Raw genomic sequence first — 13,402 nt, forward strand, 5'->3', positions numbered from 1 at the left:
CCGTATGTGCTTCTTTATGTTTAATGACCATTGGAGGAGGTTAAGCCTAGGTTGCTGATGATGAGCTTGCTGTCATCGTTAAGGCCAACAAAGGAGACCTGCTTATTTAATTGCTCATATTTACTTTTCACCTTTGCTATTGCCGTAACAGCAGATTGGTCCCATATGTGGGAGCTGCTGAAATCAAGCGTCACATGGGCTGGGTCGTTTGGATAGTCAAATAGTGTGACGAAGCGGCTGGTCGTTCCAAAAAAGAGCTGACCGGTTATTTTATAGGTGCGAGCCTCTGATTTTTTCGATAAAATGCTTACACGAATCTTTGCCATTTTTCCAACAAAAACAAACGCACTTAGCACGACACCTGCAAAAACGCCTTTAGATAAATCATGCGTAATGAGAACGATAATGACGGTAACGATCATAATTAATGCATCAGTACGGGGCACCTTATGAATTTGAAGAACCGATTTCCAATCGAAGGTGCTGATGGAAACCATAATCATGACACCAACAAGGGCAGCCATCGGAATTTTATTGACGACATCGCTTAAGGCCATAATTAGAAATAGCAGGAAGGAGCCTGCTACAAGCGTTGAAAGCCTTGAACGGCCGCCGGATTTGACGTTAATAACGGATTGTCCGATCAAGGCACAGCCTGCCATTCCTCCGAAAAAACCTGTTGCAACGTTCGCAATGCCTTGCCCTCTTACTTCTTTATTTTTATTGCTGGTCGTATCCGTCATCTCATCGAGAACGGAAGCGGTTAAGAGTGACTCTAATATGCCGACAATCGATAATGAGAAGGAATAGGGCAAAATAATCCAAAGTGTTTTGAGAGAGAATAGTACGTCCGGAATATGAAATAGCGGTAATGTGCTCTCAATGATGCCTCTATCGCCAACCGTTTTAAGATCAGCTCCAATGGCTACAGCGATAATCGAAACAATAATAATAGCTGCTAAAGGTGAAGGAATGACTTTGGTGAATTTGGGCAGCGTGTATATAATAACTAAGGTTAAGGCGACTAATGCATACATAATCCAGGTAGCACCGACAAAATGAACGAGCTGAGTTGTGAAAATGAGAATGCCAAGTGCATTTACAAAACCAAGCATGACAGATTGTGGGACAAATTGGATAAGCTGGCCCAGCTTTAAAACGCCCATAACATATTGCAGAACACCGGCAAGAATGGTAGCGGCAAATAAATACTCAATGCCGTGGTCCTTGACAAGGGATACCATTAACAATGCCATTGCACCCGTAGCTGCTGAGATCATTCCTGGTCTCCCGCCAACGATCGAAATGATAACCGCGATACAAAATGAGGCATAAAGACCAACCATTGGACCGACCCCTACCATTAGCGAAAAGGAGATCGATTCTGGAATAAGAGCAAGGGCAACAGTTATCCCTGCTAAAATATCACCGCGAACATTTGAAAACCAAGATTTTTTAAGTTTTTCGAGCAAAACAAAGAAGCCTCCTTGAAGTTTAGTTAGACGAAGCAACTGAACGCGATTACCATTTGATTATGATAGCTTTCTAAACTCAGAAAGGTTTAGGTCGTTGCATACTAAGCGTTATTATACAATAAATCATAAATAAAGGAAGCACCGCAGTTTGCGATGCTTCCTTTATTAAATCGATTTTCACATGGGCCGATCAACCGGATCCTTGTTTTCTTTGCCTTTAAAATGTTTAATGGTTATAATGCCCGCAATGGCAGCGCCGAGTGCAACAATAATCCAAATACCGTATTGATAGATATGATTGGATAAATCCTGTACCTTATCGCCTACAATTGAACCGATGATGAAGTAGATGAGTGTCCAAATCAGAGCAGAAGGATATGCGAACATGACAAACCGCTTGTAAGGCATACGGTTCATTCCCATCACATAAGGAGTTACATGTCTTAAAAAAGGCAGGCATAGGCTGAGGCTAATCGCGTAGCCGCCGTATTGATCACTGAGCTGCTCGGATTTAGCGACGAATCTACTAATATTCTTTTTGCTGCTGAACCAATTGGATAGCTTGCTACCAGCAAATCTCCCAATGCTATAGCCAAAGGTCATCGCAGAGCATATGCCTAGGAAGGTCATTATAAATGCAGGTAAAGGCGATAATACGCCAGACTCTGCAAGAGCGCCACCTGTCATCACAACGGCTTCATTCGGGATTGGCAAGCCAATCAAACCGAGACATAAGACGAGAAACAGGGCGAAATAGCCGATTTCTTCTATTATAGTTAATAGCAAATCATACATTTAACAACATCCTTATCTTCCAATTAGTACTGCAGAGTTCATATGGCTTCAACTAGGTTAACATATTCAAATTCGAAAGGATACCTCTCATACGCAGGAAGAACAAGAAGGATTCAAATTTAACCATTTCGTAACTTATTCCATCCAAGCACCAGCTACAATAGAGAATAGGTTTTATTTGTAAGAAGGGGCGGCTATTCTCATGTTTGATTTTCAGAAAAAGATTGAAAAGCTGAGGCAGTTTGAATCGTTATGTTTTACAGTATGCGTCACCCTGCTTACAGAAGAACAAGCAGCAAACAATACGGCTGAACGGGTGTTATGCCAGCTCTTTGCCGATAAAAGCTTTTGGCTAATGGAAGAAAGTGAAAAACCGCCTTATATTTTGAGATTATGCACGTGCGAGTGTATGCAGTATAAACGGCAAAATCAGCAAAATCAGGTGAAAACATCCTAACATGAATAAATACGTTGATATTTCACGTTTACAGCGATCATAATAGAATAGATAATCTTCAATATTTATATTTTCTATACGCAGATGCTGAAAGGATGAACAATGAACGCTAATCAAACCCGTAAAAAAGTGACAGTTGCTTTGTTCGTCGCCACGTTCTTAGCTGCAATTGAAGGAACGATCGTTAGTACAGCAATGCCCAGCATAACTGGAGAGCTTAAGGGCATCCAACAATACAGCTGGATTATTTCGATTTATTTGCTTGCAACCGTCATTACAACACCTATTTATGGTAAGCTTTCTGATTTATATGGCCGCAAGAGGATGTTTATTATCGGTGCACTCATATTTCTCACTGGCTCCATGCTGTCCGGCTTGTCACAGACGATGAATCAGCTTATCCTATTTCGCGCGCTTCAAGGCTTAGGGGCGGGAGCACTCACCACCATACCCTACACGATTATCGCTGATCTATATCCTTTCGAGCAGCGGGCCAAGGTACAAGGCTGGATGTCCAGCATTTGGGGAATCGCGGGTATCTCCGGGCCCATGGCTGGCGGACTGCTTGTGGATTACATATCTTGGAGAGCGATATTTTACATGAATCTGCCGTTTGGCGTTGTGGCTATTTATTTATTGTTCACATCACTGCGGGAGACGATTGAGAAGAAAAAGAGGTATATCGATTATCCTGGCATAGCCGTGTTTACGATTGCGATGTTCAGCTTCCTGTATGGGATGACGCTGCTTCGGGAGGGTTCGGCTGAGAGTCTCCCCTTGGTGAGAATCGGTTCGTTTTTTGCCATAGCTATTCTTTTCTTTATTCTTTTTGCGGTCATCGAGCGCCGCTCGCCCGAGCCCATTATTCCATTTCAGTTATTCCGCAATCGGATCATTAGTATGGCGAATCTGGTTAGTTTTTTGTTATGCGTTATTAATGTTGTCATTATTTTTTATTTGCCGTTATGGATTCAAGGCGTCTACGGCAAGCCGGCAACCTATTCGGGTCTTGCTATGATTCCGTTATCGATCGCATGGCCGCTCGGCTCGATTTTGGCCGGTAATTGGATTGCCAAAAAAGGCTTGCGCTTTATCAGTGTAATCGGCTCAGGCTTTCTATTAGCAAGCAGTATCGGCTTTGCAACGCTGACAGCTTCCACCTCAATTGTCTTATTCATCGTATTCACGTTTATGGCAGGCTTGTCATTTGGTTTATCGTTGACATCGCTAACTGTCGCTGTATCGTCAGCGGTTGGATGGGAGCAGCGCGGCTCAGCTGTCGCCAGCAATAATTTTATTCGGACTTTAGGTCAGACTATTGGAATCACGGTCTTCGGCTTGCTCCTGCATACGGGGCAAGCGGAGGTAATCAATTCCGCTGTTCTTGCTGCAAGCTTGCATACGATATTTGTTTGGGTAGCCGTTCTATCGGTGCTTGTTGTTTTGGTATCTCTTGCTTTGCCTAAGCTTAATCAGACTGAGCAGCAGCGACGAATCGCTTCATAGAAAGGTCGAATAGCTTATGAAATCTTTGGATCTTGAGGCATATAGTGAGCTGCTCCGCGAATGGAAAATTAATTCAGTTGTTATTTATCAAAGAGAGAAGCTTCTTGGTGAATGGTATGTAAGTGGAAAAGATTCCGTCGGTCCGTTATATTCTTGCACGAAAAGTATATTGTCGGTGCTCATTGGCATTGCGATCGATAAAGGCTTTCTAACCGATGTGGATCAACCGATTACAGACTACTTGGAGCATCCTGCAGAAATCAACGGTGCGTTAAGTCAAATTTCGATTAAGCATTTGCTTACGATGACGCCGGGCTTCGATTGGCCTGATTTTGATAAACCGTATAAAGATTTTGAAGCGGCAGAAGATCCTATTCAATTTGTATTTAAGCAGCCGCTTATCTCTGATCCTGGAACAGCCTTTGCCTATAATTCAGGAGGTTCACACTTATTAGCGGCAATTTTGACCAAAGCAGTTGGCATGTCGGCACTATCTTTCGCCAATGAGCATTTATTCGGTCCACTTGGCTTTCATGGCACGCGCTGGTCGGATTTAGCGGGAATTAATAAAGGGGGAACGGGGCTGTATCTATATGGTAGAGATATGGCGCGAATCGGCAGCCTTGTTGCTCAAAGAGGACGGTTTGAGAACAAGCAGATCGTGTCGTCCTCTTGGGTAGACGAGTCTACGATGCTGCATCATAAAGGATTGCTGCAGTACGAACCTCCGATTTATGGCGGGTTTGGTTATCATTGGTGGCACTCGCCTGTGAGCCATAATGGCCAATGCGAATGTTATTTTGCTTTTGGTCATGGTGGTCAATATTTGCTTATCGTGCCTGAGCATGAGCTTGTCATTGTTGTTCGCAAAAAGGTAACGAAGCGAAATGATGCCATATATGCAAGACGGCTAATTTTCGAGCATATTATTCCGGATTATATGGCAGTCTCTGTTCATTGAATGGAGTGTTACTTTGTCAACATAGTTCAAACAAAAAGGTATCGATGATGAATCGATGCCTTTTATTTCGTCTATATCGCGTTATGTATATGTCATATGAGAACGATTCCAACGAATGGAGCGTATAAATAATTAGAAAAATGGTTGATAATCGGAAAGTTCTGCATTATGATGTTAGGAAAGCTAACTCAATTCAGAACGTTTCACTTCAATAAAAGTCAGAATATTCGGAATATTAATTCTTGACAATGATTCTGGCTACAAGGAGGGATGAGATGAGCTCATTACTCATCCAGAACGCAGTTGTTATGACGATGAATGATCAGGATGATATCTTTACTGGTGATGTATTCATTGAAGGTAATCGTATTGTGCAAATAGGAGCTGGATTGAATGCAAGGGGAGCGGACCAAGTCATCGATGCAGCTGGAAAGGTGCTGTTGCCTGGCTTCATTCAAACTCATATCCACCTTTGTCAGACACTATTCCGTGGAAGAGCTGACGATTTGTCGCTTATTTCATGGTTAAAAGAAAAAATATGGCCGCTGGAGGCCGCACACAGTGAGGATTCCGTTTATTACTCCGCAATGCTTGGGATTGGCGAGCTGATACGAAGCGGTACGACAACGATATTGGATATGGAAACAGTCCATTACACGGATTTCGCATTTCAAGCGATAAAACAAAGCGGCATTCGGGCAGTCTCGGGAAAAGTAATGATGGATCATGGCACTGAGGTTCCAGTAGCTCTGCAAGAAAACACACAAAAATCGCTTCAAGATAGTGTGGATTTATTGGAAAAATGGCATGGCGCTGAGAACGGAAGAATTCAATATGCGTTTTGTCCGAGATTCGTCGTCTCCTGCACGGAGGAGCTGCTTATCGGAGTGCGTGATTTATCTGCAAAGTATGGTGTCATGGTGCATACGCATGCCTCGGAAAATACAGGCGAGATCGCAATCGTTGAAGCAGAGCGCGGGATGAGAAATGTTGTGTATTTGGATCATATCGGATTAGCGAAGCCCAATTTAGTGTTAGCACACAGTATTTGGCTGAATGACGACGAAAAACGTATCATTCGTGAACGAGGTGTCAAGGTAACACATTGTCCAGGCTCGAATATGAAGCTGGCATCCGGAGTAGCTGAAATACCATTTTTGCTGGAACAGGGCATTGACGTTGGGATTGGAGCTGATGGCGCTCCTTGCAACAACAATCTGGATATGTTTCAAGAAATGCGTTTAACAGCCTATATGCAAAAGGTAAAGCATGGCCCCACTGTCATGAACGCGAGAACAGTGCTGCGGATGGCAACGATGGGCGGAGCGAAGGTGCTCGGTTTAGAAAGCAAAATCGGAAGTATAGAAATTGGCAAGCTGGCTGACCTGCAGCTTCTTGATTTGGAGGATTTTCATGTGTACCCTTCCTTTGATGCGGATTGGTATTCCAGAGTCGTCTATGCGGCAACGAGAGGCGATGTGGATACCGTAATTATTGATGGGCAGCTGGTCATGGAGAATAAGCTCGTAAAAACGATAGATAAAAAGGTTGTGCTTAAAGAGGCGGATCGTTCATTGCGGAATTTGCTCCAAAGACTTTGAAAAAAAAGAATTCGTTCAAAGCATTAGATGCAGCTGCCGCATGGGCTGATGCTAGGGAGGGATAACAAATGGATATGCACGATGTATTGGTTTCGGTAATGAAGGAAGCAGGTCGAGCTGTACTAGCGACAATCATTTGTGTGGATGGCCATTCTTACCGTAAAGCAGGAGCGGCCATGCTCTTCCAGCTAGGCAATGAACAAATTGGCTCTTTAAGTCCAGGGTGTCTTGAAAATGATTTGTTGGAAAGAGCAGAGAGGGTATGGGAATCAGGCCAATTCGAGAGAATTGACTATAACTTAAAGCAAGGAGAGGACGTGATCTGGGGCGAGAGTATAGGCTGCGGTGGAGAAATTCGCATTTTGCTGGAACCCGTCGATGTACGGCTGCGTGCAATCTTACTAAAAATTAAGGAGAGGAACGATATGGGGACTCCTGTTAGGCTTACGCGAAGTTGGGAAGCAGATGAAATGAGTTATACGCTCCATGATGATATACAGGATGGGACTGGAAATTTCATCATGCAGGAAGCGGATCAGAAGCGATTGTCGATACAGATTAGTCCAAGACCGCGATTAGTTTTGTTCGGAGCAGGCAAGGATGCGGATGCCATTTATGGGTTGGTTCGGCATATTGGATTTCAGGTTGTCGTAACCGATTGGCGGTCTTCACTATGTACGCAGGAGAGATATCCTGAAGCGGATTGTATCGTTGGATCTCCAGAGCAAATTGTCGAGCAGCTTAGCTTCCGAACGAATGACTATTTAATTGTTTGCAGCCATCATTTGCAGCAGGATAAGGAGATGATACGACTTGCCTTGCCGCTGCAGCTCGTATATATCGGAATCATGGGCTCCAAGCAACGAATTCGAACGTTGTTTGAAACGTTTCTAATTCCCTCGAATGTGAGGGCTCCAATCGGTCTCTCCATAGGGGCGGATGGTCCGAATGAAATTGCAGTGAGCGTTGCTGCCGAGCTCATTGCCATACGAGCAGGACATGAGCAGCGTTCTCAGAAGGAGAGGATAAAGGATGGTTATTTCAGCCCTTTATTTGGCCGCAGGACTGAGCAGGCGAATGGGGGTTCGCAAGCAATCTCTAGAGCTGGCGAAAAATAAACCACTCGCAGGGGAAGGGCTTCTTGCTTTATTATCCAGCCCTGTTAAACGTATTATGGTTGTCGTGCATCCAGAGGACCCATTGGATTGGTTTCCTGAGGAATGTTATAGCAAGTCGGGTCTGGATGATGCAGCAGCTGTTCATGTCGTGAGCAGCACTGAGGCCTCGAAGGGTATCGCTTATTCTATCCGTTCCGGGCTCCAAGCGCTAATTGCCCTTGATTCATCACTTGACGCTGTGTTGGTAGTTTTAGCAGATCAGCCATTTGTTTCATCTCGTATGTTAACGGAGCGTATACAGTTCTGGCTTGAACGACCAGAGCTGGATTATGTTGCTACTGCTTCATATGACGCAAGCGGGGAATCGATGATTTTGATGCCGCCTGCTGTCTTATCCCGTTCGATGTTTGCTTCGCTTGCGCGTCTGGAAGGTGATCAGGGGGCGCGTAAATTGTTTCACTTACCTGCATTTAAAGGGGAAGGCTTATCGGTATTGGATGGGCCCGCATTAATGGACATCGATACCGTTTCAGACATGGACATTGCGAGAGAACGGTATGCTAACTTATCAATGGCTATCTCTCGAAAAAATAGATAGTTGGGGAGGAACGGTATGAAACAGCAAAAAAAAGTAATATTTACAGGTGCAGCTTTTCTTTTAATGCTCGTACTGATCATTAGTGGTTGTTCAAGCAACAATACGAACCAAGCAAACGAAGGTGCGACTAATGTGCCAACGGGAACAACAGAAGCTGGTGCGAGTACAGATGAGCCTGCAAAACTTCCACGTGTCGCATTCGTTTATATCGGGCCTCCAGGTGATGGCGGTTGGACATTCGAGCATGACAAGGGCAGATTGTTCATGGAAGAACAACTCGGCATTAAAGCGGACACGGTCGAAAATGTACCGGAGAGCGCGGATGCAGAGCGAATTATAACCGAGCTTGCTCAAAATCACGATGTTGTTTTTACAACAAGCTTTGGTTATATGGAATATACGCTTAATGTAGCCAAAAAATTTCCTAACGTAAAGTTCCTTCATACATCAGGTTATAAAACGAATGAAAATATGGGCACTTTTTTTGGTAAAAACTATGACGCAAGCTATTTGAGCGGTATCGCAGCCGGAAAGATGACTGAGAAAAACGTGATCGGCTATGTCGGAGCTTTCCCGATTCCGGAGGTCATTTATAACATTAATGCCTTCACACTTGGCGTTCAAAGTGTAAATCCGGATGCGACCATAAATGTCGTGTGGACAAATACGTGGTTTGATCCGACAACGGAGCGACAAGCAGCGGTAAGCTTGCTGGACAAAGGAGCGGATGTGCTGCTTGCTTATCAGGATTCACCTGCTACGCTAACAGCTGCTGCTGAGCGGGGGGCACTAGCAGGAGGCAATGATTCGGATATGACACGCTTCGCACCAGAAGCCTACTTAACGAATCCGGTCTGGAATTGGGGTCCTTATTATACAAAAACTGTGCAATCGATCATTGACGGAACGTGGAAAAGCGAGCAGTATTCCGGTTCACTTGCTGACGGCATGGTGGATATTGCACCGTTTGGAGCAAGTGTTCCAGAGGATGTGAGGACGTTAGTGAATGATGCGAAGGCAAAGCTCATTGCAGGAGAGCTAAGTGTTTTTACTGGACCAATTATTGACGCATCGGGAGTCGTAAAGGTGGAGGAAGGCAAAACGTTGACGTTAGAAGATATTTTGGTTATGGACTGGTTCGTTAAGGGTGTCGAGGGAACGTTTCCGAAATAGCAGATTGAAAAAATAAAGTTAAATCAACCAATCCTTGAATGCAAGGATTGGTTGATCTATAAACAGCGTTTGGAATCAGCGGAGGAGGGAAGGTATGCATGAAAAATACTCGATAGAGATGCGCCAAATTGTAAAAAAATTTGGCCATGTGTCAGCAAATGATCATGTTGATTTTCATGCGAAACCAGGCCAAATTCATGCGCTGCTCGGCGAGAATGGAGCTGGCAAGAGTACGATGATGTGCATGCTGTCGGGCGTATATCGGCCAACCAGCGGCGAAATTCTCATTCATGGGGAGCCAGCGAAAATTCGTTCGCCAAAGGATGCCATGAGGCTTGGAGTGGGCATGGTGTTTCAAAACTTCCGTCTTGTTCAGACGTTAACTGCCGCAGAGAACATCGTGTTAGGAGAGAAATCGTCTTTTTGGCGAGGGGCCAAATGGTTGAAGGAGAAGCAGCAGGAAATTGAAGCGATTGCGGATCGTTTTGGATTAGCGATCCCAGTTAATCTTCCGATCTGGCAGCTTTCTGTTGGAGAGCAGCAGCGAGTAGAGATCGTTAAGACGCTCTACCGGGGTGCGGATCTTATTATATTAGATGAGCCTACATCGGTACTGACTCCCGGCGAGGCGGAGCAGCTGTTTGCAACGCTGCAGCGGATGAAGGCAGAAGGAAAGACTATTATTCTAACTACGCACAAGCTGAAGGAGGTCATGGCGGCAGCGGATCATATTTCGGTCATGCGGAAAGGAAAGATGATTCACTCGATCGCGAAAACAGCCACAACGGAGCGCGAGCTGGCTAAGCTTATGGTAGGGAAAGAAATAGGAGAGGAGAGAGCTTTCAAGCCTCGTCCGCAAGGAAACGTATTGCTTGCCGTAAACCAGGTAGATGTATATGCGGATCACGGCAGAAAATCGCTTGATCGATTCTCACTGCATGTCAATGAAGGTGAAATTGTAGGTGTAGCAGGGGTGGCGGGCAATGGACAAAAGGAGCTCGCTGAGATTTTGACCGGGCTGCGGAGCTGGAAGCAAGGAACGATTCATTTTGCAGGCAAAGCACTACGGAACGGATCTGTGAGGGCGGCAATTGAAGCGGGAATCGCCCATGTACCCGAAAATCGCATGAAAAGCGGTTTGGCCGGCGGTCTTGGCATCGTAGATAATTTATTGTTCAAATCCTATCGATCCATGGAGCGCTCACGCCTTGGCTTTCTCCGAATGGGCAGGAACCGAGCTTGGTCGCAGCGGCTAGTTGAGCAATTTGATGTGAGGACACCCGATCTTGAGACGCCGGTACAGCAATTGTCGGGCGGTAATCAACAAAAGCTGCTGTTTGCTAGAGAGGTTAATCAAGAGCCGCTGCTGATGGTTGCGGTTCATCCGACGCAGGGGCTTGATGTTGGAGCAACGGAAGGGGTGCATGGGCTATTAGATGAAATGAGAAACGAAGGGAAAAGTGTACTGCTCATCTCAGAGGATTTGGACGAAGTCATTCAGCTGTCAGATCGCATTCTTGTTATTTACAACGGTCAGATTGTAGGCGAAATGAGCGGCAAGGATGCTGATCGTGAGCAGATCGGGATGTATATGGCAGGGCTTCACGCTTCAGAGGAGGAAGCGGGATGAGTGAGCATGAGCCGGTTTCAACCAATGGCGGGACAATGGCTATCGAGGCTGTACCAAAGCCTAGCAAAATGAAATGGCGATCCTATCGGATCGAAATCGACAGCTCAAAGAGAGGCAGCTCGTGGTGGATTCCGTTTGTGTCGGTGCTGCTTGCCCTGATCGTATGCGGTGTTTTTATTGCAGCCAACGGTATGAATCCGCTCCCTGTGTATAAGAAAATGTTCATGGGTGCCTTTGGTACCGCCTACGGTTTAACAGAAACGCTCGTTAAAGCTATTCCGCTGCTGTTATGCGGCCTTGGCGTAGCGATTGCTTATCGGATATCGGTGTGGAATATCGGAGCGGAAGGACAATTTGCGGCAGGAGCGATGGCCGCAACGGCTGTCACGATTTATTTTCCGAATATGCCAGGCCTGCTCATTATCCCAACGATGATTATATTCAGCATTGCTGCTGGCGGGCTTTGGGGCTTGTTGACGGCGATTCCACGCACCTACTTCCAAGTGGATGAGCTGGTTACGTCTCTGATGCTTAATTATGTCGCACTGCTTGCGTTGGATTATTTTGTGTTTGGGCCTTGGAAGGATCCGCAGGGGATGAACTTTCCAGGTACTCCGGTGTTTACTGCTGCGCAGTCTCTACCCGTTCTCGGAGATTCAAGGCTACATCTCGGCCTATTGTTTGGCATTATTGCTATTGTTCTTTATGGCTTCCTTATTAAATATACACGCTGGGGCTACGAGCTGCGGCTGATTGGAGCAAATCCCGAAGCGGCTAAACATGCAGGCATTCGAATTAGCAGACATATTTTGTTAGTCATGCTCATCAGCGGGGGGTTAGCCGGTCTTGCGGGAATGGCTGAGGTATCCGGTGTAACGCATCGCCTTATGTACGGTATATCCCCAGGCTATGGGTATACGGCAATTATTGTCGCATGGCTTGCCAAATTACATCCAGCGGGCCTTGTCGTTTCCGCTTTTCTATTTGGCGGGCTTATTGTAGGAGGATTCAGCGTACAAACGATCGGACTGCCTTCCTCAATCTCCGAGATGCTGCAAGGTGCTATCTTATTTTTTCTTATTGCAGGCGGCACAATTAGTAAGTTTCGTCTCCGCAGAATCCGTTGAAGGGGAGCGTATAACCGATGGAAATCGTGTATCAAATGCTGCTCGCTGCTATATCCTCCGGTACTCCGCTGCTGTTCGCAACACTTGGCGGCATATTGATCGAGCGTTCAGGCATTATCCAGCTTGGCGCAGAAGGTCTGATGCTGATGGGTGCCGTAACGGCATGTATGACGTATCTGCAAACCGGAAGCCTCGGAATTACGCTGTTGGCTGTTTGCGGAATAAGCCTGTTGTTAGGCGGCGTTCATGCGTTTCTAAGCGTATCACTGCGAGCGAATCAAATTGTATGCGGGCTTGCCATGACTTTATTCGGTGCTGGATTTAGCGCCTATCTAGGCAAACCGTTCAGTGGAATCCCAGTGCCAAGAGCGGTACCGAAGCTGGATATGCCCTGGCTCGAGAGCGTCCCGTTTATCGGACGAATCTTTGCTCATCTTGATTTATTTACATGGTTCAGCTTCGTTCTTGTCATTGCCCTTCATTTGTTTATTCACCGCACCTCTTGGGGACTGCATCTGCGAGCGATGGGCGACAATCCTGCCACAGCAGATGTTATGGGCATTAATGTGCAGGTGTTTCGTTATGGCTATATTATGGTTGGCTCAATCCTCATCGGTCTGGCTGGTGCGGATTTACTGCTCGTATACTCGCCAACCTGGACGGAAGGTATGACAACAGGCCGCGGCTGGATCGCGGTTGCTTTAGTTATTTTCGCAAGATGGAATCCGATTCGTGCACTTTTTTGCGCTTATTTCTTCGGAGCGCTCGATATGCTCGGCTTCCGCATTCAACTAATAGGGAGCGAGATCCCATCCTATTTCTTAAAAATGATTCCTTATGTAGTGACCATTTTAGTGCTCATGTTTCTCGGGTGGCGAAATCGCAACAAGCCATCTGGCTCGCCGGAATCCCTCGGCATACCTTACATTCGCGAGCAGCGATTTTAAAGAAAAGGGGAGGA

Annotated in this window: 12 protein-coding genes; 10 read left to right on the plus strand and 2 right to left on the minus strand. The window is 45.8% G+C overall.

The genetic code is table 11. The annotated features are described in order from the left end of the window. Positions 1-20: 20 nt before the first annotated feature. Positions 21-1,472: a SulP family inorganic anion transporter gene (locus tag MHI37_RS15455; protein WP_076338640.1), complete on the minus strand. Its 1,452-nt coding sequence runs from the start codon at positions 1,470-1,472 to the stop codon at positions 21-23. Between the two features lie 180 nt (positions 1,473-1,652). Continuing rightward, positions 1,653-2,270 (minus strand): DedA family protein, encoded by a 618-nt coding sequence (locus MHI37_RS15460; RefSeq protein WP_076338641.1) that lies wholly within the window; start codon positions 2,268-2,270, stop codon positions 1,653-1,655. A gap of 202 nt (positions 2,271-2,472) precedes the next feature. On the opposite strand from MHI37_RS15460, the gene MHI37_RS15465 reads away from it, so the two are divergent. From MHI37_RS15465 to MHI37_RS15510, 10 genes are all read left to right on the plus strand, one after another. Next, a complete protein-coding gene (locus tag MHI37_RS15465) occupies positions 2,473-2,727 on the plus strand; it encodes a hypothetical protein (protein ID WP_076338642.1) in 255 nt (84 codons plus the stop codon). Between the two features lie 102 nt (positions 2,728-2,829). Then, complete coding sequence (locus MHI37_RS15470) at positions 2,830-4,233, plus strand: MDR family MFS transporter (RefSeq protein ID WP_076338643.1); 1,404 nt, start codon at positions 2,830-2,832, stop codon at positions 4,231-4,233. 16 nt (positions 4,234-4,249) lie between these two features. Further along, positions 4,250-5,194 (plus strand): serine hydrolase, encoded by a 945-nt coding sequence (locus tag MHI37_RS15475; protein WP_076338644.1) that lies wholly within the window; start codon positions 4,250-4,252, stop codon positions 5,192-5,194. 275 nt (positions 5,195-5,469) lie between these two features. Next, positions 5,470-6,795: a 5'-deoxyadenosine deaminase gene (locus MHI37_RS15480; protein WP_076338645.1), complete on the plus strand. Its 1,326-nt coding sequence runs from the start codon at positions 5,470-5,472 to the stop codon at positions 6,793-6,795. A gap of 68 nt (positions 6,796-6,863) precedes the next feature. Further along, positions 6,864-7,913: an XdhC family protein gene (locus tag MHI37_RS15485; protein WP_076338646.1), complete on the plus strand. Its 1,050-nt coding sequence runs from the start codon at positions 6,864-6,866 to the stop codon at positions 7,911-7,913. Further along, entirely contained in the window at positions 7,828-8,511 is a 684-nt protein-coding gene (locus MHI37_RS15490) for an NTP transferase domain-containing protein (protein WP_076338647.1), read from the plus strand. Before MHI37_RS15485 ends, MHI37_RS15490 begins: the two co-directional genes overlap by 86 nt. Positions 8,512-8,526: 15 nt before the next feature. Next, positions 8,527-9,684 carry a BMP family ABC transporter substrate-binding protein gene (locus tag MHI37_RS15495; protein WP_076338648.1) on the plus strand — a complete coding sequence of 386 codons (1,158 nt, stop codon included), beginning with the start codon at positions 8,527-8,529 and terminating at the stop codon, positions 9,682-9,684. Between the two features lie 94 nt (positions 9,685-9,778). After that, entirely contained in the window at positions 9,779-11,314 is a 1,536-nt protein-coding gene (locus MHI37_RS15500; RefSeq protein WP_076338649.1) for an ABC transporter ATP-binding protein, read from the plus strand. A 35-nt stretch (positions 11,315-11,349) separates the two neighbouring features. Next, positions 11,350-12,441 carry an ABC transporter permease gene (locus MHI37_RS15505; RefSeq protein ID WP_076338665.1) on the plus strand — a complete coding sequence of 364 codons (1,092 nt, stop codon included), beginning with the start codon at positions 11,350-11,352 and terminating at the stop codon, positions 12,439-12,441. Positions 12,442-12,458: 17 nt separating this feature from the next. Then, complete coding sequence (locus MHI37_RS15510) at positions 12,459-13,388, plus strand: ABC transporter permease (RefSeq protein ID WP_076338650.1); 930 nt, start codon at positions 12,459-12,461, stop codon at positions 13,386-13,388. The last annotated feature ends 14 nt before the right edge of the window (positions 13,389-13,402 follow it).

Origin of the sequence: Paenibacillus sp. FSL H8-0548, from assembly GCF_038630985.1 — a bacterium.
Lineage (GTDB): Bacteria > Bacillota > Bacilli > Paenibacillales > Paenibacillaceae > Pristimantibacillus.